The organism is Pseudomonas idahonensis (assembly GCF_037903935.1).
Taxonomy (GTDB): Bacteria; Pseudomonadota; Gammaproteobacteria; order Pseudomonadales; family Pseudomonadaceae; genus Aquipseudomonas; species Aquipseudomonas danubii.
The window spans coordinates 4,808,311-4,833,948 of the sequence record NZ_CP149586.1; the positions used below are offsets into that span (position 1 = coordinate 4,808,311).

The following is a 25,638-nucleotide window of genomic DNA, read 5'->3' on the forward strand; positions in this document are numbered from 1 at the left end:
GGGGCGCAGATATTGCGCTGCTTTCACAAATTCGAACACCTGTTCTTGATTCAACCAAACATCCTACCTTTGCAGATTCTCACGATTTCCCTGAACCCCTTGCCAATCAAGGCCGCCAGGAATTTTTGTTAGCCTTCTATGCATTTACAATTTACGTACAAATCGAGTTTTTAGTTTCGGATAGTCTCGATTTCAACAAGATATTTCCCCGCTGACCGCCCTCGGAAAAATTAATTTCACACTGCGCTGTAACGTTTGCACTGCAACTCACTCAACCCTTTTGTCATACCTGATTTTAGATTGAAGCACCCGGCTCTCACTCAGGAATTGTCACTCGCGAGCACTTGAACATAGGCCCCCGATATAGCAATCGACGGCACCTCATATTCATCGTGCAGAACTTAAAGCGACGTCACTAGTTGAGCCTCAACGATCGGCTTTTCTGTTGTTCGTCACTTGGTCTTTTTACAGTAAGGATGCCAAGTGCCCTATTCATCACGCACCGACCGCTCCCTTCTTGCCCACTCCGGCAGCTGGTGCCTGGGACTGGTACTGGGTCTGAGTTGCCTGGCCCCGGCCTTGGCCGACGATCTGCAACCGGGTCAGGAAGCCCTGCGCCTGCAGCAGCAACAGCAACGGGACCTGCAACAGTTGCAACTGGAGCAGCGCCAGCGGCAGATGCAGCGCGGCAGCTTCAGCAGCACCCCGGCCACGCCCAACCTGCCGGAGCAGACCGCCAGCGACAGCCGCTGCTGGCCCTTAAGCGGCACCCGCATCGGCGGCGTCAGCCTGTTCAGCAAAACCCGGCTCAATGACGCCATCAAGCCGTACGTGGCGCCGTGCATGGGGGTCAACCAGATCAACCAACTGCTGGCCGCCATCACCCGTCTCTACGTCGAGGCCGGCTACATCGCCAGCCGCCCCTACCTGGCCAGCACTCCGGCCGCCGGCCACAGCCTGGATATCCTGGTGGAAGAAGGCTACGTCGAAGCCATCGAACTGGCCGACCAGAGCCTGCCGGTGTCCCTGGGTGGGGCCTTCCCCGGCATGCTCGGCAAGCCCCTGAACCTGCGAGACCTGGAGCAGGGCCTGGATCAACTGAACCGCCTGCGCTCCCTGGACCTGACCGCCGATATCGCCCCGGGCAGCCAGCCCGGCGCCTCGCGGATCATCCTGCGTTCGCGCAGCAGCGCCGCACGCTGGGGCCTCGGCCTGGGTGTGGATAACCTCGGCAGCGCCGGCACCGGCCGCGACCGGCAGTCGATCAACCTCAATCTCGACAGCCCGTTGCAGATCAACGACGCGCTGAACCTGAACTACAGCGACACCCTCAACCACGGCCCGCGCTACAGCCGCAGCAGCAGCCTGTTCTACTCGGTGCCCTACGGTTACTGGACCTACAGCCTGTTCGCCAGCCACGCCGAATACCGCGCCCCGCTCAAGCTGGCCCGCACCACCCTGTACAACAGCGGCCGCACCGACATGGTCAGCGGCCGCGCCGACCGGGTGCTGTGGCGCGACCAGAGCCACCAGCTCAGCGCCAACCTGCAACTGGCCTACAAGGACGTGGACAGCTATCTGCAAAAAGCCCACCTGCAGATCCAGAGCCCGACCCTGACCGTGGCCGAGGCAGGACTCAACCTGTTCTGGCTCAACAGCGCGGTATGGAACCTGGATGTCAATTACGCCCAGGGCCTGACCTGGTTCGGCGCCGACCGTGACTCGCAGCAGGTGCAACGCAACCTGCCCCAGGCGCAGTTCCGCAAGTACCGCGCCGGCCTCAGCCAGTGGCGCAACGGCCAGTGGGGCAACCAGCGCTGGCAGTGGCAGAGCCAACTCTCGGCCCAATACAGCCCGGACCCGCTGCCGGCCATCGAACAACTGCTGGGCACCGATGACTCGGCCGTGCGCGGCTACCGCGTCAACAGTGCCTCCGGCGCCATCGGCGCGGTGTGGCGCAACACGCTGCGTCTGCCGCTCAACAGCGACCTGCCGGTCAAGATCACCCCACGCCTGGGCCTGGACAACGGCTGGATCAAGGCCGAGCACGGCGCCCAGAGCCGCCATCTCGGCGGTGCCAGCCTGGGCCTCAACCTGGCCTGGAAAAACCTCCAGGTCGACCTGGATTACCAACACAGCCTCACCAACCCGCAGGGCTTTCGCACGGAACCGGAAGTCTGGCTGGCCAGGTTCAGCCTGCAGATTTGATCAACCGCCGATTAGCCTGAAACACCCGATGAACCTGAGCACAACGCGCCGTTGCACCCAAGAAAGCAACGCCCGGCTCACCCACTCAGCACGAGGTTCTCATGCCTGACAACACTCATAGATTCAACCTTTCACCCCAGGGCACATTGCGCTGGACCATCGCCGGCCTGCTGCTGGTGTCCCATCTGCCCCTGGCCCTGGCCGGCGGAATCACCGTGGTCGAAGGCCCCGGCGGCACCCCGCAACTGCAAAACCAGGGCGGCGTGCCCATCGTCAACATCGTCGCGCCCAATGCCGGTGGCCTGTCCCATAACCAGTTCCTGGACTACAACGTCGGGCAACAAGGCGTGGTCTTGAACAACGCCCTGCAGGCCGGGCAGTCGCAACTGGCCGGACAACTGGCGGCCAACGCGCAACTCCAGGGCCAGGCGGCCAGCGTGATCCTCAACGAGGTGATCAGCCGCAACGCCTCACAACTCAATGGCGCCCAGGAAATCTTCGGCCGCGCCGCCGACTTCGTGCTGGCCAACCCCAACGGCATCTCGGTCAATGGCGGCAGCTTCATCAACACCCCCAATGCCAGCCTGGTGGTGGGTCGCCCGGAACTCCAGGACGGCAAGCTGCAGGGGCTCAACACCCAGGACGCTCGGGGCCAGTTGGATATCCACGGCGGCGGTCTGCGCAATGCCGAAGGCTCGATCAACCTGATCGCCCCACGCATCGACAGCAAAGGCAGCCTCGCCGCCCGGGACCAGTTGAACGTGACCGTGGGCCGCAATCAGCTCGACTACCCCAGCGGCAAGGTGCTGAAGGTCGCCCCGACCAGCCACACCCAGGACCAGCGCATCGATGCCAGCCTGTTCGGCGCCATGCAGGCCGGGCGGATCAACATCGTCAGCACCGCTGAAGGTGCCGGAGTCCGGGTGGGCGCCGTCCAGGTGGATGGCCGCGACGGAGTCAAGCTGAGCTCCGCCGGTGATCTGGACATCCGCGGCGAGGCCGTGGCCAACAGCCTCGACGCCACGCGCGCCGGTGTTCGCAGCCAGGGTGATATCGAACTCCACGGTGCCAAGGACCTGACCCTGGCCGCCACCGACGTCAGCGGCCGCAACGTCAAGCTCGATGCCGGGCGCAACCTGACCCTGAGCAGTATCGAAAGCCGCAAGCTCCAGGAAAAACGCCAGCAGTGGGACAAGAGCACCATCGGCATCACCTGGGAGACCTACGACGCTACCCAGACCGATAGCGAAACACGCCAGCACGGTAACAAGGTGCTGGCCCAGCATGACGCCGAGCTGAAATCCGGCGCCAATACCCAGATCCAGGGCAGCAGCGTCGAAGCCGGTCATAACCTCAGCGCCCGCAGCGGCGGCGACCTGCAACTGACTGCCGCCACCGAAACCCAGACCCAGCGCGACCAGGGCAAGCACCGCAAGCACCTGTGGAAGGAAAACTGGGACAACGCCAGCAGCCAGCAGCGCAGCGTCACCAGCCAGCTCAAGAGCGGCAAGCAACTGCAACTCGACAGCCAGCAGAATCTGCGCCTTGAGGGCGCCGAACTGCACAGCCAGGGCGACATCCAACTGGCCGCCAAGGACGTCGACATCAACAGCGCCAGCCGCCGGCAAAGCCAGAGCAACCAGCATTACTCCGGTGACCTGGTGGGCGGTGGTTTCTTCGGCAAGAACGCCGACGGGGACCAGGGCAAGACCGAGAACCAGGGCAGCAAGGTCATCGCCGACGGCAAGCTGATCGTGCGCGCCGACAGCGTACGCATCAGCGGCAGCCAGGCCCGGGGCGGCACCCAGGCCAGCGTTATCAGCGACAAGGGTTCATTGACCATCGACGGCGTGCAGGACACCTCCCACCGCAACAGCCACAGCAAGGACAGCAAGTTCTTCGGCATCACCAAGGATGAGAGCCGTCAGCAGCACAAGGACAGCACCACCGTCAGCAGCCAGGTGCGCTCGGACAGCAACCTCAAGTTGCAAAGTGCCGAGGACCTGACCATCAGCGGTTCCCAGGTGGCCGCTGCGGGAGCACTGGACGCCAGCGCCAAGGGCACGATCAAGGTCGCGGCCGCGGCAGACACCCAGCACGACAGCAGCAGCACCCAGAAGCGCGGCTTCGACGCCTACGCCAAGGAAAACGCCCCGGGCACCGGCCAGTACCGGGCTGGAGTGCGCTACCAGGATGAGCAGCGCAACGACAGCAGCGACAGCACCCGGCAACAGGCCTCCAGCCTCACTGGCGGCACCCTGGCGGTCACCGCCGGCGAGGACCTCAAGGTGCAAGGCAGCGACCTTGCGGCCACGGCCGGCGATGCCAGCCTGAGCGGCAAGAATGTGCAGTTGCTGGCTGCGGACAACCAAACCCAGAAGCACAGCGACAGCACCACCACCGGTGGCGGCTTCTACTACACCGGCGGCCTGGACCGCGCCGGCAATGGCCTGGAAGTGGCCCACACCAGCAGCCAGGACAGCAGCAGCAAGAGCACTGCCCAGACCAGCAACATCGCTGCCAGCGGCAACCTGACCATCAATGCCGGCAACCGCCTCACCACCGAAGGCGCCCAGGTCAAGGCCGGCGGTGCATTGCAGGTCAATGCAGCCGAGATCGACAACCAGGCCGCGCACAACCACGAAAGCAGCAGCCACAAGGAGAACAACTGGGCGGTGGATGTCGGCGCCAACGTCGAATACAAGGGCGTCACCCGCCCCATCGAAAAAGCCATCCAGGGCGTGGCCCAGCGCAAGTTCCACCAGCCTGGGGTACTCGATGCCCTGGAACAGCCCAATGTCGGGCTCGATGTGGATGTCAGCCACCAGAACCGCCAACGCAGCGAAAACGCCAGCACCGCCGTGGTCAGCCAGCTGAGCGGCGCCCAGGTCGCGGTCAAGGCCGATGGGCAACTCAAGGACCAGGGCACCCAGTACCGCGCCACCGACGGCGCCGTGCAGATCAGCGCCGGCAGCCTGGTGGCCAGTGCCGCCAGCGATACCCACAGCAGCAGCGAACAGGCCGTGGACGCCAAGGCCGGCGTACGGGTCTACACCAACACCGGTGAAGACCTGAACATCCGTGGCAGCGGTGCCGGTGGCAGCAGCAACGTCACCAGCAGCTCCGAGAAGGCCCAGGTCGGCAGCTACGCCGGCAGCCAGGGCGTGGACATCAAGGTCGGTGGCGATGCCAGCTTCGAAGGCAGCCAGTTCAATGGCGGCCTGGGCGGCGTCAACATCAAGACCGACGGCAAGCTGGCACTCAATCAGGCCAATGATCGCCAGAGCAGCAGCAACTCCAGCCTGCGTGGCGATGCCTCCCTGACCCTGGGCACCACTCCGGGTAGCAGCGGCACCAACCTCAACGTCGGCGCCGGCTTGCAACTGGATCACAAGAGCCTCGAGCAGCAGGACAGCCAGGCGCGGGTTGCCAGCATCCAGGGCCAGGGGCCGGTCAACCTCAAGAGTGCAAGCGACCTGACGCTGCAAGGCACACAGATCGGCAACGCCGCGCGGCCGGCCGGCGATATCACCCTGGACGCCGGCGGCAAGCTCGACCTGCAAGCAGCGGTGGACACCCACCACAGCCAGGGCAGCAACCTCGGTGGCGGCCTCACGGCCGGTGGCAGCAAGACCAGCAGCGAGCAAAGCAGCGGCAAGAGCGTCAACCTCAGCGCCAACTTCAACATCGGCCGGGTCAATGAAAACGACCAGAGCCAGCGCGGCGCCCAACTCTACAGCCAGGGCCAGGTGCGACTGGGCAGCGCAGCCGAGGGCGACAGCGCCATTCACCTGCAGGGCACGCGCATCGACGCCGCCAAGGTGGTGCTGGATGCGGCCCAGGGCGGCATCTACCAGGAGTCGGCGCAATCCACCCAGGCCCACAACAACTGGGGCCTGACCCTGGGCGCCGGTGGCAGCATGGGCAAGACCACCCTGGCCGACGCCAGTGAGCACGACACGCCGAAAGTCGATCGCGGGATCAATGCCCGGGTCAAGATCGACGTCGATCAGCGCCAGAACACGACTCAGCACAACAGCCTGATCAAGGCCGATCAGGTGACCCTCAACAGTGCCGGTAACGTGCATCTGGCCGGCGCCAACATCGACGCGCAACGGCTCGACGGGGCCATAGGTGGCGACCTCAACATCGAAAGCCGTCAGGACCGGCTGCGTAACACCCAGGTCAATATCGACGCCAAGCTGGAAGTGGCGAAGAACCAGCCAGGGCTGGTGGACAAGCTGGCCAAGCCGGCCGGTCCGCTCAAGGACGACCTGAAGGCCAAGGCCGAGAAAGGTTTCGACAAACACCGCGAGAAGCTGGAAAACGCCGTCGACAAAGGGGTGGAAAAGGTCAGCTCGGCCAAGGACAGCGTGGTCGCCAAAGCCAGCGAAGCCAAGGAACGCCTGGGGGAGAAACTCAGCCGCAGCGGCAGCTACGATGTCAACCCTGAACCACGCGGCGCCATTGGCAACGGCGTGGACAAGGCCAAGCACTACCTGGCCGACAAGGCCGACGCCGTGGGCAATCGTCTCTCCAGCCTGAAAGAGCGCTTCTGGCCAAAAACCAGCGACAGCTATTCGGTCAGCGAGAAGAACACCGCCGGCAGCAAAGTGGCCAATACCGCTGAAGGCGTGCTGTTTGGCGACAAGAGCGGTAAGACCTCCTATACCCCGACCTTGAACCTGAACGTCAGCCACGAGAGCAAGAACCGCGTGGAACAGGCCTCGGGGATCAGTACCCAGCAGGGCGTCAACCTGCGGGTCGGCGGTGAAACCAATCTTACCGGTGCACGCATCGGGGCCAGCGAGGGCCGCGTCGAGCTGGGTGGATCCAAGGTCAACAGAACCGACCTGGCCGGCTCGGAACTGCGCGTGGACGTCGGCGCCAACCTGTCCAAGTCACCGGTCAACATTGCCACCGGCAGCGTGGCCGAATTGACCCGCAAACAGGATGACGCCACCCAGAAGGACCAGTTGTTCAACCTCGGCCCGCTGCGTGTCGGCGCCCACAGTGACAGCCAGCTGCTGCAAGCCGGTATCGATAAGAAAACACCATGAGGCTCAGGCCGCCCTCCTCCCGGGGGGCGGCCTGCGATGGCATTCGCCAGCCGACTTTTTACCGCTGTACCCGGCAGCCCGATGCAGGTCAATCCCGCTTTAACTTCCCTTCTATGCCAACTGGCTGTAATACCTCCCCTTATTCGCTGTAGGACCCGTCTTAGATTGGGTTTTTCCACACTTTCACAGCTACTTCCATTCCATCAGCTGGGCTACTGTTCGAACTTCCATTTATCGGTAGGAGACCAGTATGGGCACAGTACTTATCGTTGATGATCACCCTGTCATACGCATGGCCATTCGTATTCTGCTGGAACACGAGGGTTATAGAGTCTTCGGGGAAACCGATAATGGAGTCGATGCCTTGCAAATGGTTCGTGAAGGCGAACCGGACCTGGTCATACTCGATATCTGCATCCCAAAACTCGACGGACTGGAGCTGCTGGAGCGCTTGAGCAACATGCCCAGGCCCTTGCGAATCCTGGTCCTCACCGCCCAGTCGGCGGCCTTGTTCGCCAATCGCTGCATGCGCGCCGGGGCCAGCGGCTATGTCTGCAAACAGGAAGACCTGAGTGAATTGCTCAGCGCCATCAAGGCCATCTGCAGTGGCTACAACTACTTTCCCAGCCAGGCGCTGCAAGTTGATCGAAGTGCTCTTGGTGAAACTTTGGAGTTGGCACAATTCAACTCGCTGAATGATCGGGAGTTAATGGTTCTGAAGCTTTTTGCAATGGGCCAAACCAATAAGGAAATTGCCACGGGCATGTTTCTCAGCAACAAGACGGTCAGTACTTACAAGAAGCGCATCATGCAAAAACTCGCCACCACCTCCATGAATGAACTGGTGGACATGGCCAAGCGCAATGAACTGATATGAACCGCCAGCTCCTCTTGCCCTGGCCCCGTCGAGCGCCGCGGCGATGATCGAGGTCCTGCTCTCGCCATCCGGCGTTATCACGCTGCTGGTCCTGCTGCTGGCGTCATGGCTGAACCAGGCCCGACTCTACCGACAAAGGCACAGTCTTCGGCAGCAATCCGGGAGGCTGGAACAGTCAGTGGCGGCACTGGAAACCGGCAAGCGCCAAGCCGAAGAAGCCAACCGGTGCAAAATCCAGTTCCTGGGCTGCATGAGCCATGAAATCCGTACTCCGCTGAACGCCTTCATCGGCCTGCTGGAACTGATCCTGCAACGAACCAGGGACCATCCACAAAACCACGCCTCCCTGGAACTGGCCCTGGGCGCCGCCAGGGATTTGCGCGAGTTGCTCGGAGACCTGCTGGACATCAGCCGGCTTGAATCCGGCCACCTGCAACTGAACCCGACTTGGAGCAGCCTGCGGGGCAGCGTCGATGGGGTGATGGGGGTGTTCCAGGCGTTGGCCCGGCAGAAGAACCTGGACCTCAGCCTTGAGTTCAAGGCCCCTGAGCCAGAACCCCTGGTGCTGATCGACACCCTGCGTTTCAAGCAGGTGCTGGCAAATCTGCTGAGCAATGCAATCAAGTTCACCCACCAGGGTGCGGTCCTGGTCAGATTGCAACTGCAACTTACGATGCATAAGGGGCACTACAAGCTGCTACTGCAGGTGCTGGACACCGGCATAGGCATTCCCCGGGAGGAGCGGCAACGGCTGCTGCAACCTTTTGCCCAGGTTGACCCGCACAGCCAGTCGCCACGGGACAGTACCGGGCTCGGGCTGCCCATCAGCCATCAGTTGTGCCAGCAGATGGGGGGCAAGCTGAGCCTGCACGGGCGCCGCGGCCCCGGCAGCGAAGTCCGGGTGGAGTTGCCCCTGGCCGCGCGGGAGGGGGCAGCCCGGGCCAGTCCGGCCCCTGTACCCCAGGCCACCCGCCTGCCTCTGGACATCCTGCTGGCGGACGACCACCGCGCCAGCCTGACACTGCTGCAGGAACAACTGGAGTACCTCGGGCACCGGGTCACCTGCGTGGTGGATGGAGTGCAGGCTTACGAGCAATGGCAAGAAGGCGATTTCGACTTGCTGATCGTCGATTGCAACATGCCCTTGATGAACGGCTATCAACTGGCCGAGACCATCCGTCGACATGAAGCGCTGCAGCAACGGCCGCCGGTGACACTCCTCGGTTGCAGCGCCAGCGACGATACCCAGACGATCCAGCGCTGCATGAATGCCGGCATGCACGACTGCCTGCTCAAACCCCTGGATCTGAACCTGCTGAGCCAGACACTGGAGACACTCAAGGCGCTGCCCAGGGCGGACAGTTTCAGCATATCGACCCTGCGCACCCTGACCCGCAACCAGCCACTGCTTGCCCTGCGCATGCTCAAGACGCTCCTGCAGTGCTGTCGCGAGGACCGCCTCGCCCTGGGACTGATTCCGACCGGCGATTCCCAAGCGCTGGCAGCCTTGGCACACAAGATCAAGGGCTCGGCGAAAATGCTCGGCGCTACCTCTTTGCTGGCCTGTTGCGAAGCCCTGGAGCGGGTCTGCCAGGACAATGCCGGGATCGAGGCCTGTAGCGCCGCAAGCAACGCCCTGGACCGGGCCCTGCTGCGCTTTACTCAATCCCTGCTGCAGCATCTGGACCAGCACCGGCAACGGACGCCGGCTGCCACCTGCCCCGCCGTGGCCCCGGAGGCTTCTTGGAACCTTGCTGATCACCGATGATCAAGCCTCTTGCCAGGCATATATCAAAAGGCCAGTATTTCAGCGCAGTAGTCCACCTCTATGGGGTCCGTGCCCATGGACTTCACGACATCCTCAATCCCCAGGCAAAGCCAAGGCAGAGAATACCGACCTTAACTATGCTTGGTTCCTGAGCTATGCCTGATGTGCCCTTGGAGAGAATTGGAATGCCGAGCACGCCACAACCTACACAACGCCGCTTTCCTCTCCATATCCATATCAGCGTGATGTTCACCCTGCTGCTGCTCCTGACTGGCGTGGTGCTGGGCATCTACAACTACCAACAGACCACCCGCATCATCCTGGGCAGCAGTGAAAAACTCTTCCAGCGCATCGAACAGGATGTGCGCAGCGACCTGAAATCCACCTATGACCCCATACGCCACCTGCTCAGCCTGCTGGCGGACAACCCGGCGGCCCAGGCTTCAAACCTGGAACAGCGTCTGGCGCTGCTCAAGCCGTTCAGCCAGTCGTTGCAGGACAACCCGAACATGGCCTCACTGTACCTGGGATATGCCAATGGCGACTTCTTCATGGTGCGTCCGCTGCGCAACGCCGAGATCAAGGACAAGCGCCATGCCCCGCCGGACAGCGCCTACGAAATCTGGAGCATCGAGCGCAATGCCAGCAGCGGCCAGGTTCACTCACAGTCGCTGTTCTATGACGCCGGGTTGTCCCTGATCGACCGTCGGCACCACGCCGACGAGCGCTACGACCCGAGAACCCGTGACTGGTTCTCCAGCGCCCGGGGCGATGCCGACCAGATCACCACCCGGCCCTATGTGTTTTATTCCACCCTCAACGTCGGCACCACCCTGGCCCGGCGCAGCGGCAGAATGGCAGTGATCGGTGCCGATCTGACCCTCGAACAACTGTCATCGACCCTGGCCAAGAACCGGGTCACACCGGCCACCGAGGTGGCGCTGCTGGATGATCAGGGCAACGTCGTGGCCTACCCCGACAGCCACAAGCTGCTGCTGGAACAGCGCAGCGCGCGCCTGATCAAGGGCAATGACCTGAACCCGATGCTCGACGCCCTGTTGCAGGGGCAGACCGTTGACGGTCACTTGCAGGCCCTGGGACGCGACTGGATAGTCGCCAGCAGCCAAATCGCCGAAGGCGGGCCCGGCGGACTGCGACTGGCATTGCTGGTGCCCGAGGACGAACTGCTGGTCGATGCCTACCGCCTGCGCTGGCAAGGGGCCTTGATCACGCTGACCACCCTGCTGCTGTGCCTGCCCCTGGGCTGGCTGATCTCGCGCATTCTGGTGCGGCCACTACACGCTCTGGTGCAGGAAGCGGACGCCATCCGCAGCTTCAATTTCGACTACCCGGTGTCGCGGCGCTCACCTGTGCTGGAGGTGGACCAACTGAGCCTGTCCATGGCCCGGATGAAAGATACCCTGGCCAGTTTTTTCGAGATCAACGCCAGCCTGTCCGCCGAAACCCGCTTCGATCCCCTGCTGCAACGGGTGCTGTTCGAGACCGTGAAGATCGCCCAGGCCCAGGCCGGGCTGATCTACCTCACGGAAAGCAAGGGTTCGCGCCTGCAACCCTATGGCCTGATCATCGATGGACAACTCCAGGACCTGCAGCGCTTCGATATCGCCACCAAAGACCTGACGGACCCGAGGCTCCCGGACTGGCTGCATCAATTGACCGACAACGACAACGTGGTCACTACCCTGGGCTTCGAACAGGCCGGCAGCCTGCAAAGCGTGCTGCTGGCCCTGGACAGTCCCAGCTCCCATCTGGTGGGCATCCGCTTGCGCAATCGGCACAACGAAACGGTGGGCATGCTCCTACTGTTTCTGGTGGACAGCGGCACCGAGGCAGACCTGGAAAAACTCAGCCCGGACCGTATCGCCTTTATCCAGGCGGTGTCCGCCACCGCCGCGCTGTGCATTGAGAGCCAGCGCCTGCAGAACAAGCAAAAGCATCTGCTGGACGCCTTTATCCAGTTGCTGGCCGGGGCCATCGATGCCAAGAGTCCCTACACCGGCGGCCACTGCCAGCGCGTGCCGGCCCTGACCCTGATGCTGGCCGAAGCCGCTGCCGCCAGCCAGGACCCGAGGTTCGCCGCCTATCAACCCAGCGACGACGAGTGGGAAGCCTTGCATATTGCCGCCTGGCTGCATGACTGCGGTAAGGTCACGACCCCGGAATACGTGGTGGACAAAGCCACCAAGCTGGAAACCCTGAATGACCGGATTCATGAAATCCGCACCCGCTTCGAAGTGCTCAAGCGCGATGCCTGGATCGACTACTGGCGGGCCGTGGCCGAAGGGGCCGAGGCCACCGCCCAGGCCGCCGAGCGCGACGAGCGCCTGCGGGCCCTGGACGAGGATTTCGCTTTTGTCGCGCATTGCAATCTGGGGGCCGAGTTCATGGCCGAGGCCGACCAGCAGCGCCTGCAGATCATCGCCCAGCGCACCTGGAGCCGGACCCTGGACGATCGCCTGGGGGTTTCCTGGGAAGAGCTGCAGCGTCAGAACCGCACCCCGGCGCCCAGCCTGCCGGTGCAGGAGCATCTGCTGGCGGACAAGCCGGAACACCTGCTGGAACGCAGCGCCGTGGAGATCATGACCGCGGACAATCCCTGGGGCTTCAAGCTCCAGGTACCGGCCCACAAGTACAACCGTGGCGAGCTGTACAACCTGAGCATCCCCCGAGGCACGCTGACCGCCGAGGAGCGCTATGTGATCAATCACCACATCGTGCAGACCATCATCATGCTCAACCACCTGCCCTTTCCCAGCCACTTGCAGAACGTGGCGGAGATCGCCGGCGGCCATCACGAGAAAATGGACGGCAGCGGCTACCCCAAACAGCTCAAGCGTGAACAGATGAGCCTGCCGGCGCGGATGATGGCGATTGCCGATATCTTCGAGGCACTGACCGCGGCAGACCGCCCCTACAAGAAGGGCAAGACCCTCAGCGAAGCGCTGAACATCATGGCCATGATGTGCCGCGACGCCCACATCGATCCCGAATTGTTCGAGCTGTTTCTTCAGGAGCAGATCTATCAGCGCTACGCCGAGCGCTTCCTGGTGCCACAGCAGATCGATGCCGTGGATCGTGACGCTCTGTTGAAAAAGGCAGGGTTGACCGCCTGATGGCGGTCAGCAGTCACTCAGGCGCAGGAAGATCGCCGCCAGTTGTTCGATCCCGGCCTGGTCCGCCGGGCTGAAGCGGGCCAGTTTCGGGCTGTCCAGGTCGAGCACGCCGATCAACCGGCCGTCCTTGACCAGAGGCACCACCAGCTCGCTGTTGGACGCGCTGTCACAGGCGATGTGTCCGGCAAAGGCATGCACATCCTCTACCCGTTGAGTCTGCAGGGTGGCCGCGGCAGTGCCGCAAACGCCACGACCGAAGGGTATCCGCACGCAGGCGATCTGGCCCTGGAACGGGCCGAGCACCAATTCCTGGTTGCGATTGAGGTAGAAGCCGGCCCAGTTCAGGTCATCGAGCTGGCTGAACAGGAACGCCGAGAACTGCGCGGCATTGGCGATGAAGTCACGCTCATCGGCCAGCAGCGACTCCAGCTGGGCACACAGCAGCCCATAGCCATCCAGGCCTTGGCCGGCACTTTGTAAATCGATCATGCTTTTTGCTCCAACAACTGCAAGCCCACCCAATAGCGGGCAAATTGATAGGCACATCGGCCGTTGCGGTTGCCACGGCCCGTGGCCCAGCGTACCGCCAGAATGTCCAGCTCTTCAGTGCGCTGCCAGCTCAAGCCGGCCTTGCGCGCCAGTTCGCCGATCCAGTGTTCCACCACATTGAGAAAGTGTTCCTGAGTGAAGGGATAGAACGAGAGCCACAGGCCAAAGCGGTCCGACAGGGCGATCTTGTCTTCCACCGCTTCGCTGGGGTGCAGTTCGCCGTCAACCCGCTTCCAGTTCTCGTTGTCACTTTCCTTTTCCGGCACCAGGTGCCGGCGGTTCGAAGTGGCGTACAACAGCACGTTTTCCGGAGCCTGCTCCAGGGAACCGTCGAGTACGCTCTTGAGCACCCGGTAGTCGCCCTCGCCGGCCTCGAACGACAGGTCGTCGCAGAACAGCACGAAACGCTGGGGCAGCTTGACCAGTTGCTCCACCACCCGTGGCAAGTCCGCCAGGTGATCACGCTCGATCTCGATCAACCGCAGGCCGCCCTTGGCGTGCTCGGCCAACAAGGCTCGCACCAGGGAGGATTTACCGGTGCCACGCGAGCCCCAGAGCAAGGCATGGTTGGCCGGCAGGCCGTCAAGAAACTGCTGGGTATTGCGCGCCAACTGCTCGCGCTGCTTGTCGACCCCGATCAGATCGCTCAGGCGCATATCCAGGCTGACTTCCAGGGGCAGCAGGAAGCCACTGCGGCCTTCACGCTGCCAGCGGGCTGCCAGGCAGTGATTCCAGTCGATGCTCTGACGCAAGGCAGGTAACAGCGGTTCGATTCGGGCCAGGACGGCATCGGCACGTTCAAGAAATGCATTCAATCGGGCATCCACGACTTTTCCTCAGGCACGTTCAAGGTAATGATGCGTCACACAGACCAAACGCCGTCCTGATCAAAGGGTCTATTGCCTTATCAGCTGCTGCCAGGCCAGGCCGGCAACCAAAGATGATCAGCTATGCTTGCGCAGCGAAGGGAAACGAAAGTGGTTCAGCCCCCCATGGATATCAAGTTCACCAATCGCCTGTCCTATAAACAGGCCCGGCTCACCGTGCTGGTGGGTTTCATTCTGGGGACCGCGCTCAGTCTGCTGCAAATCGGCATCGATTATGCCAGCGAAGATGCCTCCATCAATCGTGAAATTCAGTCACTGCTGGAAATCAGTCACAACCCGGCCTCACGCATTGCCTACAACATCGACTCCGAACTGGCCCAGGAACTGACCCTGGGTCTGCTGCGTTCCCCGGCGATCATTCGTGCGCAGCTCATCGACAACAACAATACCCTGCTGGCCAACGTCGAACGGCCCGCGCAACAGAGCCCCTACCGGGCCCTCAGCGACTTCCTGTTCGGTGCCGACCGGCAGTTCGAAAATCGCCTGTACCTCAGCCACCTGCCCGAGGAGTCCCTCGGCACCCTGCATCTGGACGTCGACACCTATGCCTTCGGCAGCCGCTTCCTGCGCCGCGCCGAGGTCACCCTGATCAACGGCTTCGCCCGTAGCCTGATCCTCACCGGGATTCTCCTGGCACTGTTCTACGTGATGCTGACCAAGCCTCTGGTGGGGGTGATCCGCGAGCTCAGCAGCCGTGACCCGCGCAGCCCGCAACAGACCAAACTGGAGTTTCCCCATGGCCACGAGAACGATGAAGTCGGGGTATTGGTCAAGGTGGCCAACCAGCAATTCGAGATCATGGCCACCGAGATCCAGCAACGACGCAATGCCGAGAACCGCCTGACCGAATACCTCGGGCAGCTGGAAAACATGGTCTCGGCACGCACCACCGAGCTCAAGGCCAGCAACGCCCGGCTCAGCCAGTCCAACGAGGAGCTGGAGATCGCCCGGCGCACTGCCCTGGACATGGCCCAGGCCCGCGCCGCATTCCTGGCCAACATGAGCCACGAGATCCGCACCCCGCTCAACGGCCTGCTGGGGATGATCGCCCTGTCCCTGGACAGCCCGCTGACCCCCGAACAGCGCCAGCAACTGTCTATCGCCCACGACTCCGGCAAAGTCCTGGTGGAGCTGCTCAACGATATTCTCGACATGTCCAAGTTCGACGCCGGGCAGTTGGAGCTGGAGCGCATCCCCTTCGACCTCGGGGTGCTGGTGGAAGACACCGCCAACCTGTTATCGCAGAACGCGGCAGCCAGCGTGGAACTGGCCTGCCTGATCGCCCCGGACTTTCCGGCCCTGGTGCTGGGGGACCCGATGCGGGTACGACAGATCGTCAGCAACCTGCTGTCCAATGCCCTCAAGTTCACCCGCTTCGGCCGCGTCGATGTGCGCCTGAGCACCCAGGGCGACGGGGTGCGTATCGAAATCTGCGACACCGGGATCGGCATCGCCCAGGAAGCCCAGGTGCGGATCTTCCAGCCCTACACCCAGGCGGGCGCCGGTATAACCCGCCAATACGGCGGCACGGGGTTGGGACTGGCCCTGACCTACAACCTCTGCGAGGCCATGAACGGGCGCTTGAGCATCAGCTCGGAAGTGGGCTTCGGCAGTCAGTTCTGCGCCGATCTGCCGCTGCCCTGCCACACCCCGGCCATTGCGCCGCCGGCGCTGTCCGGCAAGATCATCGCCATCACCGACGCCGGCAGCGGCCTGGCTGAACTGCTGGGTTCCCTGCTGCCGACCTGGGGGCTCGACTACCAGCGTTACGACATCGAGGACTCGCTGGCCGGGCGTGACCCCGACCTGCTGATCACGGATTGCCCGGAATGCCTGTTCGGCCTGCGCCCGGCCATTACCGCGCCGATCCTGCTGGTGACCGCCTATGGCAGCTTCCTGCCCAGCGAAGAGGCCAGCGCCCTGGCGCCGCTGCAGCAACAGGCTCGCCCCCTGGCGCGCAATGCCTTGTATCAGACCCTGCGCCGCTCGTTGCTGGCGGAAACCATTACCCTCAATGACGCCCAGCTGGAAATGCCGGCGCAGATCCGCCGGGCAGACATTCTGCTGGTGGAAGACAACCCGGTGAATCAACTGGTGGCCAAAGGCATGCTCAGCAAGCTCGGGTGTGCCGTGACCGTGGCCGTCCATGGCGCCGAGGCCCTCAACCAGCTGGAGCACAACCGCTTCGACCTGGTGCTGATGGACTGCAACATGCCGGTCATGGACGGTTATGAAGCCAGCCGACAGATCCGCCGCAGTGGGCGCTGGCCGGACTTGCCGATCATTGCCCTGACCGCCAACGCCATGCCCGAGGAGCGCGAACGCTGCCGAGCGGCGGGCATGAGCGACTACCTAGCCAAGCCATTTCGCCGCGAGGAACTGATCGCCCTGCTGGATCTGTGGGTGCCCACTACGACAAGGCTCTGATCTGCTGCAGCAGGTGATCGAGGCCGTCGCGCAACTGGTCCAGGCTGTTGAGGTCAACGCCGCTCTCGCACAATAGCGCCGCCTTGAGTGGCGGCACCTGATCGCGCAGCGCCAGACCCGTTTCACTCAAGCTCAGGTGCACTTCCCGCTCATCACGTCCTGAGCGTTGGCGCTGCACCAGTTGCAGCTGTTCAAGACGCTTGAGCAATGGGGTCAGGGTGCCGGAATCCAGGGACAGACGCTCCCCCAGCGCCTTCACCGTCGGCTGCGGCACAGGCACCGCCTGCCACTCCCACAGCACCAGCATCACCAGGTACTGCGGATAGGTCAGGCCCAGGCGGTCGAGCATCGGCTTGTAGCCACGAACCACCGCCCGCGAGGCAGCGTATAGCTTGAAACACAGCTGGGAATCGAGTTTCAGTGAATCCGCCGACAGGTCGTTCATTTGAGCAGGGCTTCAATCTCGCGGCCGAGGTCCTGGGGCTTGGTCGTCGGTGCGAAACGCTTGACCAGCTTGCCGTCCTGGCCAATCAGGAACTTGGTGAAATTCCATTTGATGCCCTGGGAACCCAGGACCCCAGGCGCACGCTTCTTCAACTGGACGAACAGCGGGTGAGCGGCGGCGCCATTGACTTCGATCTTCTTGAACAGTGGGAAGCTGACGCCGTAGTTCAGCTCGCAGAACTCGGAAATCGCCCCTTCGTCACCCGGCTCCTGCTTGCCGAACTGGTTGCACGGAAACCCCAGTACCACCAGGCCCTGGTCCTTGTAGGTCTGCCACAACTCCTCCAGTCCCTTGTACTGGGGCGTGAAGCCACATTTGCTGGCGGTGTTGACCACCAGCACGGCCTTGCCGGAGAAGTCCGCCAGGGTCTTCTGTTCACCCTTGATGGTGGTGCAGGGAATAGTCAGCAGCGAATCGGTCATGGCAGCAATTCCATTCAAGATAAGAGGCAGTAAAAATAGCGATCAATTAAATTGCACGCAATTTAATTGAACAAAGGGCGACTCCAAAGAATCGCCCTGGTGCTTAGCGCGGAACCAGATCCAGGCAAACCGAATTGATGCAATAACGCAAGCCGGTGGGCGGCGGACCGTCCGGGAAAACATGGCCCAAGTGGGCATCGCATTTGGCACAGACCACTTCGGTCCGGATCATGCCGTGGCTCACGTCACGAATCTCGACCATGGCACTGTCGGCGATGGGTTCAAAGAAACTCGGCCAGCCGCACCCCGAGTCGAATTTGGCCTTGGAGTCGAACAACGGTTCATTGCAGCAGATGCAATGATAGACCCCATCGGTCTTGGTGCCGTTGTACTTGCCCGAGAAGGGCCGTTCGGTGCCTTTGAGCCGGCAGACGTTGTACTGCTCCGGATCGAGCATCGCCCGCCACTCTTCCAGGGTTTTTTCCAGCTTTTCCATGGTCCTTCCTCTGCAACGGAAAAAGCCCGATCTGTGTCTTTTCCACGGATCGGGCGGCACGTATGATTGCGCCTCGTCAGACGCCAGTCTGGCAGCCGCGTTACACCCATTCAAACGGATTTTGCCACGCCGGTGCGGGCTACAGGCCGGTGTGACACGGCAGGATTCCCAGTACGGTAGTTCATCCTCCGCCTGGATCGTTCATTTTCGGGAACACATCGCCATGCAGGTCAGCAAATCGAACAAGCTCGCCAACGTCTGTTATGACATTCGCGGCCCAGTGCTCAAGCACGCCAAGCGTCTGGAAGAGGAAGGCCATCGCATCCTCAAGCTGAACATCGGCAACCCGGCGCCCTTTGGTTTCGAGGCGCCGGACGAGATTCTCCAGGACGTGATCCGCAACCTGCCCACCGCCCAGGGCTACAGCGATTCCAAGGGCCTGTTCAGTGCGCGCAAGGCGGTGATGCAGTACTACCAGCAGAAGCAGGTGGAAGGCATCGGCATTGAAGACATCTACCTGGGCAACGGTGTTTCCGAACTGATCGTGATGGCCATGCAGGCCCTGCTCAACAATGGCGACGAAGTGCTGGTACCGGCGCCGGACTACCCGCTGTGGACCGCCGCGGTGAGCCTGGCCGGCGGTAACCCGGTGCACTACCTGTGCGACGAGCAGGCCAACTGGTGGCCGGACCTGGCCGACATCAAGGCCAAGATCACCCCGAACACCAAGGCACTGGTGATCATCAACCCGAACAACCCCACCGGCGCCGTGTACCCCAAGGAGGTGCTGCTGGGCATGCTGGAGCTGGCTCGCCAGCACAACCTGGTGGTGTTCTCGGACGAGATCTACGACAAGATCCTCTACGATGACGCCGTGCACATCTGCACCGCTTCCCTGGCGCCAGACCTGCTGTGCCTGACCTTCAACGGCCTGTCCAAGTCCTATCGGGTGGCGGGCTTCCGTTCCGGCTGGGTAGCCATTTCCGGTCCCAAGCAGCATGCCCTGAGCTATATCGAAGGCATCGACATGCTGGCCAACATGCGCCTGTGCGCCAACGTGCCCAGCCAGCACGCGATCCAGACCGCCCTGGGCGGCTACCAGAGCATCAATGACCTGGTACTGCCGCCCGGCCGCCTGCTGGAACAGCGCAACCGTACCTGGGAGCTGCTCAACGACATTCCCGGGGTCAGCTGCGTGAAACCCATGGGCGCGCTGTATGCCTTCCCCCGGATCGACCCGAAAGTCTGCCCGATCCATAACGATGAGAAGTTCGTTCTCGACCTGCTGCTTTCGGAAAAACTCCTAGTGGTCCAGGGCACCGCCTTCAACTGGCCTTGGCCGGATCACTTCCGCGTGGTCACCCTGCCGCGGGTCGATGACCTGGAACAGGCCATTGGGCGGATCGGAAGTTTCCTCAAGTCCTACCGCCAGTAATCCGAATCACGCAGTGCGATCCTTACCCGGTCGCACTGCGATTAATTCAGCAACACATCTTCGCTGCCCTGCACCACGCCCCTTCTATAAGCTTGCACTTTCCGTCCGGCCCATTGTCACAAATCCTGCACCGCAGCCGGTTGATTGCCCCATCCGACAATCGCCCGCGCCGCGTCCATGCAAGCGTCTAACCCCGGGGCTAGACGACACAGTTTGAAATAGAAGCCGTATTGAATAGGCCGTTGCCGCACCTTATATACCCCGCAGTACGCTACATCTTTAGCTTGAGGAGATTTCTACAACCATGATGCGAATCCTGCTGTTTTTGGCCACTAACCTTGCGGTCGTGCTGATTGCCAGCATCACCCTGAGCCTTTTCGGCTTCAACGGGTTCATGGCGGCCAATGGGGTTGATCTCAACCTCAATCAGCTGCTGATTTTCTGTGCCGTCTTTGGTTTTGCCGGTTCGCTGTTCTCGCTGTTCATCTCCAAGTGGATGGCGAAGATGAGCACCAGCACGCAGATCATCACTCAACCGCGCACCCGCCATGAGCAATGGTTGTTGCAAACCGTTGAGCAACTGTCCCGCGAAGCCGGGATCAAGATGCCCGAAGTGGGTATTTTCCCGGCCTACGAGGCCAACGCCTTCGCCACCGGCTGGAACAAGAACGACGCTCTGGTGGCGGTCAGCCAGGGCCTGCTGGAGCGCTTCTCGCCCGATGAAGTGAAAGCCGTACTGGCCCACGAGATCGGTCACGTTGCCAACGGCGACATGGTGACCCTGGCGCTGATCCAGGGCGTGGTGAACACCTTCGTGATGTTCTTCGCGCGGATCATCGGCAACTTCGTCGACAAGGTGATCTTCAAGAACGAAGAAGGCCAGGGCGTTGCCTACTACGTGGCGACCATCTTCGCCGAGCTGGTCCTGGGCTTTCTCGCCAGCGCCATCGTCATGTGGTTCTCGCGCAAGCGTGAATACCGTGCCGACGAAGCCGGTGCCCGCCTGGCCGGCACCAACGCCATGATCGGTGCCCTGCAGCGCCTGCGTTCGGAACAGGGCCTGCCGGTGCATATGCCCGACACCCTGAACGCCTTCGGCATCAATGGCGGCATCAAACAGGGTCTGGCTCGCATGTTCATGAGCCACCCGCCGCTGGAAGAGCGTATCGACGCCCTGCGTCGTCGCGGCTGATCAGCCAACCGGAAACACCCAAAAGGGCGACGCAAGTCGCCCTTTTGCATGCTGCGGGAAAACACCTGTCAGCGTCCGCCCTGCTTTTCCAGACGATAGACTCGCTCCACCAGCCGCGTGACTCCATTCTGGAGAAACTTCCAGCTCTCCCCCAGAATGTCACGCTCAACCTCTACCTCCAGCTGCCAGGCACTCCCCAGTCGCTCACGGACTTCATCGTCGAGCACCGCAAATGGCGGACCGTCCAGCTGAGACTGATCGTAATCCATGGCAATCAACAGTCCCTTACTGCCCGCGGGCAACAGACTATTGAGGTGCGCGGCGTAGCGCTGACGCATTTCGGGGGGCAAGGCGATCATCGCGGCACGGTCGTACAGTGCAGTACAACCCGCAACGTCCTCGACAGTCAGGGCAAAGAAGTCACCGCACCAGAGCTGGATCGGACCATGGGCATAGACCTTGAAGCCACCTCGCTGGCTGAGCTGCGGTTCTAGATTGTGCTCGCGAAAGAAGCCTTCAACGGCCTTCTCCGCCAACTCGATGCCCAGAACCTGAAAACCCTGGTTGGCAAGCCAGATCAGGTCCAGGCTCTTGCCGCACAGAGGCACTAGCACCCGCGCGTCCGTGGGTAAGCCCAAACCCGGCCAGTACCGTTGCAGGTAGGGGTTGACCTCTGCCAGGTGAAAACCGATCTGATCCTGCTCCCAGCGTTTTTGCCAAAAGTCCGCGTGCATGAGAAGCCCTTAAAATTCGATCAAATAGCCCTAAAACTTATATTAGATTTAGATCAATGATCTGATTGAAGATGGCGCATCTTAACCTTCAGGACCTTCTCATGCTCCCCAGCCTGTTTATCTCCCACGGTTCTCCCATGCTGGCCCTGGAGCCCGGTGCCAGCGGTCCTGCCCTGGCCAACCTGGCGGCACAGCTGCCACGCCCCAAGGCGATCCTGGTGGTTTCAGCCCATTGGGAAAGCCAGGATCTGCGGGTCAGCTCCCACCCTCATCCGGAAACCTGGCATGACTTCGGCGGCTTTCCTGCCGCACTGTTTGCCGTGCAATACCCGGCTCCCGGCGATCCTGAACTGGCAGCGCAAGTGGTGGAGTTGCTCAAGGCCGACGGCCTGCCGGCGCAGTTGGACAACCAGCGGCCTTTCGACCACGGCGCCTGGGTGCCACTGTCGCTGATGTATCCACAAGCAGACATCCCGGTGATCCAGTTGTCACTGCCCAGTCACCAGGGCCCCGCCCTGCAGACCCGCATCGGTCATGCCTTGGCGAACCTGAGGAAACAAGGCGTGCTGCTGATCGGTTCCGGCAGCATTACCCACAACCTGCGGGAACTGGACTGGCACGCCGGGCCGGAAAGCGTCGAGCCCTGGGCCAAGGCCTTTCGTGACTGGATGATCGAAAAACTGGCGGCCGACGACGAAGCAGCCCTGCATGACTATCGGCAGCAAGCACCGAATGCCGTGCGCAGCCATCCCAGCGATGAACACCTGCTACCGCTGTACTTCGCCCGAGGCGCCGGTGGCGAATTCAGCGTGGCCCACCAGGGCTTCACCCTGGGCGCCCTGGGCATGGACATCTACCGCTTTGGCTGACGCCTCAACGGCAAGACTGCTACACAACCCCGCAGGAACCGGCTTGCCGGCGAACAGTCCCGACCCAAACTCCAGGCAAAAAAAATCCCCGAACCAGTCGGGGATTTTTTATGCCTGATCAATCAGCCCGAGGGCGGATCAATCTTCGCGGTAGCGACGCAGCTTCAGCTGCTTGCCGGCAACGCGAGTGTCCTTGAGCTTGGTCAGCAGACGGTCGAGACCGTCTTCCGGCAGCTCGACCAGACTGAAGCTGTCACGCACCTGGATGCGACCGATGGCTTCACGGGCCAGGCCGCCTTCGTTGAGGATCGCGCCCAAGAGGTTCTTGGCAGCGATACCGTCACGGGCACCCAGCGCGGTACGGCAGCGAGCACGGCCTTCGCCCAGAGGCATTGGCGCGCGACGCTCACGGTCACCACGATCAGGACGATCGCCGGAACGCTCAGGACGATCGCCACGTGGCGCGCTGTTGGGCACCAGTGGACGCTCTTTCTCGATGGCTGCCAGGTTCAGCGCTTGACCGTTGGTGGCCTTGCGCAGCAGGGCCGCGGCCAGGGCGCGCGGGCTGCAACCGATATCGGCAGTCAGGCGATCCAGCAGCTCACCGTGGGTGGCTTCAGCATCAGCTACCAGCGGCGACAGGCTGTTGGTCAGCTTCTTGATGCGCGCATCAAGAACAGCTTGGGCGTCCGGCAGGCGAACTTCGGCAACCTTCTGCCCGGTCACACGCTCGATCACTTGCAGCATGCGGCGCTCACGCGGAGTCACCAGCAGCAGCGCGCGGCCTTCGCGACCGGCACGGCCGGTACGGCCGATACGGTGCACGTAGGATTCCGGGTCGTACGGCATATCCACGTTGAATACGTGGGTGATACGCGGTACGTCCAGACCACGAGCGGCGACGTCGGTGGCCACAACGATGTCCAGACGGCCATCCTTGAGGGAGTCGATCACGCGCTCACGCTGGTTCTGGGCGATGTCACCGTTCAGCGCAGCGGCTTTGTAGCCTTTGGCTTCCAGGGCACTGGCCAGGTCCAGGGTCGCTTGCTTGGTGCGCACGAACATGATCAGGGCGTCGAAATCTTCAACTTCCAGCAGGCTCAGAACAGCAGAGGTCTTCTGGTCAGCGTGAACCAGCAGGTGAGCCTGCTCGATCGCGGTGACGGTCTGGGTCTTGCTCTGGATCTTGACGTGCTTCGGGTCCTTCAGGTGACGCTCGGCAATGGCCCGGATCGACTGCGGCAGAGTGGCCGAGAACAGTACGGTCTGGCGGGACTCAGGCATGGCCTTGAAGATGACTTCCAGGTCATCCATGAAGCCCAGCTTGAGCATTTCGTCGGCTTCGTCGAGAACCAGGTGGTTCACGGTGGCCAACACTTTTTCGTCGCGACGCAGGTGGTCGCACAGACGGCCCGGAGTGGCGACAACGATCTGTGCGCCATTACGGATTGCTTTCAGTTGTGGGCCCATCGGCGCACCGCCGTAGACGGCCACAACAGTCACGCCCGGCATTTGCTTGGCGTAGGTTTCGAAAGCGGTTGCAACTTGCAGCGCCAACTCACGGGTTGGGGCCAGGATCAGAGCTTGCGGCTCGCGCTTGGACGGATCAATGCGGTGCAGAATAGGCAGGGCAAAGGCAGCGGTTTTACCGGTACCGGTTTGCGCCTGGCCAATCATATCGTGACCGGCAAGGATGATCGGGATCGACTGCTGCTGAATAGCCGAAGGCTCTTCATAGCCGGTAGCGACTACTGCAGCGACAATATTGGGATGAAGTTCAAGAGCGGCGAAGCCGCCGATTTCCTGGGTCATGGGTCTGCCTCTAAGTGCATCCGCAAAGACCCATGCTCCAAAGCTGCGCATGCCGTGTAAGACTCAAGAGTCACCCTGGCAGCTTTGTCGGCGGGGATTTGCGAAAACGATTGGATGAATGGATCGTCAAGGATAGTCCGCGCAGCGGACAAGCAGCCGAAGCTGACTTCGGGGAATTGCATTACCTAAACGTGGCCCGGCTAAAGGCCGGCGCGCACTATACCGGAATTACTCAAAAAAGGGAGTTTTTTTTATCGGAAAAATCCGCTGAACGCCCGATGGTCACGGGCTTTGCGCAGACTCGAAGGGCGCGCTATTTTGCTTGAGCCCGCCGTTGTTGGTCGCCACCGCTAAAACGATTCACCCTGGTGCTTGAAAACCGTCTTGCCCATTCCCTCCTCCCCCCCTTGAGGATCGCGCTCATGAATCAGCCCAGTGCCAGCCGTGTCAGCCGCGAACTGCGCGGTCATCTATTCCTGATCGGCCTGGACCGGGTCGCCAAGCGCAATGCCTTCGATCTGGAGCTGCTCAACCAGCTGAGCCTGGCCTATGGCGAGTTCGAAGCCAGCAGCCAAGCGCGGATCGCCGTGGTGTTCGGCCACGGCGAACACTTTACCGCAGGGCTGGACCTGGCCAATGTCGGCGCTGCCCTGGCTCAGGGCTGGCAGGCACCGCCCGGCGGCTGCGACCCCTGGGGCGTGTTCGCCGGACCACGGGTAAGCAAGCCCGTGATAGTCGCCGTACAGGGTTACTGCCTGACCATCGGCATCGAGCTGATGCTGGCGGCGGACATCAACCTCTGCGCCAGCAATACGCGCTTTGCCCAGATGGAAGTGCAGCGCGGCATCTTTCCCTTCGGCGGCGCAACCCTGCGCCTGCATCAACTGGCCGGCTGGGGCAATGCCATGCGCTGGTTACTGACCGGTGACGAGTTCGATGCCCATGAAGCCCTGCGCCTGGGGCTGGTCCAGGAAGTGATGGCCAGTGAGGACCTGCTGCCACGGGCCATTGAACTGGCCGAGCGGATTGCCCGACAGGCGCCGCTGGGGGTGCAGGCGACGCTGATGTCGGCGCGCCAGGCCAGGCTAGAAGGCGAGACGCTGGCCGCTCAGGGCTTGCCACCGCTGATACACAAACTGATGAACAGTGAGGACGCCAAGGAAGGCGTGCGGGCGATGATCGAGAGGCGACCGGGGGTGTTCAAGGGTTGCTGATCCAGGAGGCCGGCAGATCGTCCTCGCCGATAAACCGGCTCCTGCGCAA

Annotated in this window: 17 protein-coding genes and 1 pseudogene; 11 read left to right on the top strand and 7 right to left on the bottom strand. The window is 62.1% G+C overall.

What is annotated here, in order from left to right:
* Positions 1-483: 483 nt before the first annotated feature.
* The 5 genes from WIN67_RS21505 (at position 484) to WIN67_RS21525 (ending at position 13,047) form a co-directional block, all read left to right on the top strand.
* Positions 484-2,208, top strand: coding sequence for a ShlB/FhaC/HecB family hemolysin secretion/activation protein (locus tag WIN67_RS21505; protein ID WP_422394634.1), 1,725 nt, complete (start codon positions 484-486; stop codon positions 2,206-2,208).
* Between the two features lie 101 nt (positions 2,209-2,309).
* On the top strand, positions 2,310-7,268 hold the full coding sequence (locus tag WIN67_RS21510; RefSeq protein ID WP_339070033.1) for a hemagglutinin repeat-containing protein: 4,959 nt from the start codon (positions 2,310-2,312) through the stop codon (positions 7,266-7,268).
* 250 nt (positions 7,269-7,518) lie between these two features.
* Positions 7,519-8,145 carry a response regulator transcription factor gene (locus WIN67_RS21515; protein WP_102860916.1) on the top strand — a complete coding sequence of 209 codons (627 nt, stop codon included), beginning with the start codon at positions 7,519-7,521 and terminating at the stop codon, positions 8,143-8,145.
* A 43-nt stretch (positions 8,146-8,188) separates the two neighbouring features.
* The gene (locus tag WIN67_RS21520; RefSeq protein WP_339070034.1) at positions 8,189-9,913 is read left to right on the top strand and encodes a response regulator; all 1,725 of its coding nucleotides are present in this window, start codon (positions 8,189-8,191) and stop codon (positions 9,911-9,913) included.
* 185 nt (positions 9,914-10,098) lie between these two features.
* On the top strand, positions 10,099-13,047 hold the full coding sequence (locus tag WIN67_RS21525; RefSeq protein ID WP_339070035.1) for an HD domain-containing phosphohydrolase: 2,949 nt from the start codon (positions 10,099-10,101) through the stop codon (positions 13,045-13,047).
* A 6-nt stretch (positions 13,048-13,053) separates the two neighbouring features.
* Here the strand turns inward: WIN67_RS21525 and WIN67_RS21530 are convergent, their stop codons facing one another.
* Both WIN67_RS21530 and WIN67_RS21535 read right to left on the bottom strand, forming a co-directional pair.
* Positions 13,054-13,536, bottom strand: coding sequence for a GAF domain-containing protein (locus WIN67_RS21530; RefSeq protein ID WP_016965076.1), 483 nt, complete (start codon positions 13,534-13,536; stop codon positions 13,054-13,056).
* The gene (locus WIN67_RS21535; protein ID WP_213665763.1) at positions 13,533-14,423 is read right to left on the bottom strand and encodes an ATP-binding protein; all 891 of its coding nucleotides are present in this window, start codon (positions 14,421-14,423) and stop codon (positions 13,533-13,535) included. The genes WIN67_RS21530 and WIN67_RS21535 overlap by 4 nt, the downstream gene beginning before the upstream one ends.
* A 165-nt stretch (positions 14,424-14,588) precedes the next feature.
* Between WIN67_RS21535 and WIN67_RS21540 the strand changes: the two genes are divergently transcribed.
* Entirely contained in the window at positions 14,589-16,910 is a 2,322-nt protein-coding gene (locus WIN67_RS21540; protein WP_102860912.1) for a hybrid sensor histidine kinase/response regulator, read from the top strand.
* Here the strand turns inward: WIN67_RS21540 and WIN67_RS21545 are convergent.
* From WIN67_RS21545 to msrB, 3 genes are all read right to left on the bottom strand, one after another.
* Complete coding sequence (locus tag WIN67_RS21545; protein ID WP_102860911.1) at positions 16,894-17,355, bottom strand: MarR family winged helix-turn-helix transcriptional regulator; 462 nt, start codon at positions 17,353-17,355, stop codon at positions 16,894-16,896. The two genes, WIN67_RS21540 and WIN67_RS21545, sit on opposite strands and share 17 nt — an antisense overlap.
* Positions 17,352-17,837 (bottom strand): glutathione peroxidase, encoded by a 486-nt coding sequence (locus WIN67_RS21550; RefSeq protein ID WP_102880430.1) that lies wholly within the window; start codon positions 17,835-17,837, stop codon positions 17,352-17,354. The genes WIN67_RS21545 and WIN67_RS21550 overlap by 4 nt, the downstream gene beginning before the upstream one ends.
* A gap of 103 nt (positions 17,838-17,940) precedes the next feature.
* The gene (gene msrB / locus WIN67_RS21555) at positions 17,941-18,333 is read right to left on the bottom strand and encodes a peptide-methionine (R)-S-oxide reductase MsrB (RefSeq protein ID WP_102880431.1); all 393 of its coding nucleotides are present in this window, start codon (positions 18,331-18,333) and stop codon (positions 17,941-17,943) included.
* A gap of 223 nt (positions 18,334-18,556) precedes the next feature.
* Here msrB and WIN67_RS21560 point away from each other — a divergent pair, with 223 nt between their 5' ends.
* Entirely contained in the window at positions 18,557-19,768 is a 1,212-nt protein-coding gene (locus tag WIN67_RS21560) for a pyridoxal phosphate-dependent aminotransferase (protein ID WP_016965070.1), read from the top strand.
* 304 nt (positions 19,769-20,072) lie between these two features.
* Positions 20,073-20,960 (top strand): protease HtpX, encoded by an 888-nt coding sequence (gene htpX / locus WIN67_RS21565; protein ID WP_102880432.1) that lies wholly within the window; start codon positions 20,073-20,075, stop codon positions 20,958-20,960.
* 68 nt (positions 20,961-21,028) lie between these two features.
* Here the strand turns inward: htpX and WIN67_RS21570 are convergent, their stop codons facing one another.
* Positions 21,029-21,694 carry a thiopurine S-methyltransferase gene (locus tag WIN67_RS21570; RefSeq protein ID WP_265073550.1) on the bottom strand — a complete coding sequence of 222 codons (666 nt, stop codon included), beginning with the start codon at positions 21,692-21,694 and terminating at the stop codon, positions 21,029-21,031.
* A gap of 101 nt (positions 21,695-21,795) precedes the next feature.
* Here WIN67_RS21570 and WIN67_RS21575 point away from each other — a divergent pair, with 101 nt between their 5' ends.
* Positions 21,796-22,563, top strand: a complete 768-nt coding sequence (locus WIN67_RS21575) for a DODA-type extradiol aromatic ring-opening family dioxygenase (RefSeq protein ID WP_102880434.1) — start codon at positions 21,796-21,798, stop codon at positions 22,561-22,563.
* A 138-nt stretch (positions 22,564-22,701) separates the two neighbouring features.
* Here WIN67_RS21575 and WIN67_RS21580 read toward each other — a convergent pair.
* Positions 22,702-24,409, bottom strand: a pseudogene (locus WIN67_RS21580) (DEAD/DEAH box helicase).
* 76 nt (positions 24,410-24,485) lie between these two features.
* Between WIN67_RS21580 and WIN67_RS21585 the strand changes: the two are divergent.
* Together WIN67_RS21585 and WIN67_RS21590 are read left to right on the top strand one after the other, a co-directional pair.
* Positions 24,486-24,701, top strand: coding sequence for a hypothetical protein (locus WIN67_RS21585; RefSeq protein ID WP_162884077.1), 216 nt, complete (start codon positions 24,486-24,488; stop codon positions 24,699-24,701).
* A gap of 96 nt (positions 24,702-24,797) precedes the next feature.
* Positions 24,798-25,589, top strand: coding sequence for a crotonase/enoyl-CoA hydratase family protein (locus WIN67_RS21590; protein ID WP_102880435.1), 792 nt, complete (start codon positions 24,798-24,800; stop codon positions 25,587-25,589).
* Positions 25,590-25,638 lie beyond the last annotated feature (49 nt).

What these genes read in the sequence shown, in the direction of transcription:
- WIN67_RS21525 (WP_339070035.1), top strand. Translation starts at nt 10,099, where the DNA reads ATGCCGAGCACGCCACAACCTACACAACGCCGCTTTCCTCTCCATATC.
- WIN67_RS21530 (WP_016965076.1), bottom strand. Translation starts at nt 13,536, where the DNA reads ATGATCGATTTACAAAGTGCCGGCCAAGGCCTGGATGGCTATGGGCTG.
- WIN67_RS21510 (WP_339070033.1), top strand. Translation starts at nt 2,310, where the DNA reads ATGCCTGACAACACTCATAGATTCAACCTTTCACCCCAGGGCACATTG.
- WIN67_RS21520 (WP_339070034.1), top strand. Translation starts at nt 8,189, where the DNA reads ATGATCGAGGTCCTGCTCTCGCCATCCGGCGTTATCACGCTGCTGGTC.
- WIN67_RS21590 (WP_102880435.1), top strand. Translation starts at nt 24,798, where the DNA reads ATGAATCAGCCCAGTGCCAGCCGTGTCAGCCGCGAACTGCGCGGTCAT.
- WIN67_RS21560 (WP_016965070.1), top strand. Translation starts at nt 18,557, where the DNA reads ATGCAGGTCAGCAAATCGAACAAGCTCGCCAACGTCTGTTATGACATT.
- htpX (WP_102880432.1), top strand. Translation starts at nt 20,073, where the DNA reads ATGATGCGAATCCTGCTGTTTTTGGCCACTAACCTTGCGGTCGTGCTG.
- WIN67_RS21550 (WP_102880430.1), bottom strand. Translation starts at nt 17,837, where the DNA reads ATGACCGATTCGCTGCTGACTATTCCCTGCACCACCATCAAGGGTGAA.
- msrB (WP_102880431.1), bottom strand. Translation starts at nt 18,333, where the DNA reads ATGGAAAAGCTGGAAAAAACCCTGGAAGAGTGGCGGGCGATGCTCGAT.
- WIN67_RS21570 (WP_265073550.1), bottom strand. Translation starts at nt 21,694, where the DNA reads ATGCACGCGGACTTTTGGCAAAAACGCTGGGAGCAGGATCAGATCGGT.
- WIN67_RS21540 (WP_102860912.1), top strand. Translation starts at nt 14,589, where the DNA reads ATGGATATCAAGTTCACCAATCGCCTGTCCTATAAACAGGCCCGGCTC.
- WIN67_RS21545 (WP_102860911.1), bottom strand. Translation starts at nt 17,355, where the DNA reads ATGAACGACCTGTCGGCGGATTCACTGAAACTCGATTCCCAGCTGTGT.
- WIN67_RS21575 (WP_102880434.1), top strand. Translation starts at nt 21,796, where the DNA reads ATGCTCCCCAGCCTGTTTATCTCCCACGGTTCTCCCATGCTGGCCCTG.
- WIN67_RS21515 (WP_102860916.1), top strand. Translation starts at nt 7,519, where the DNA reads ATGGGCACAGTACTTATCGTTGATGATCACCCTGTCATACGCATGGCC.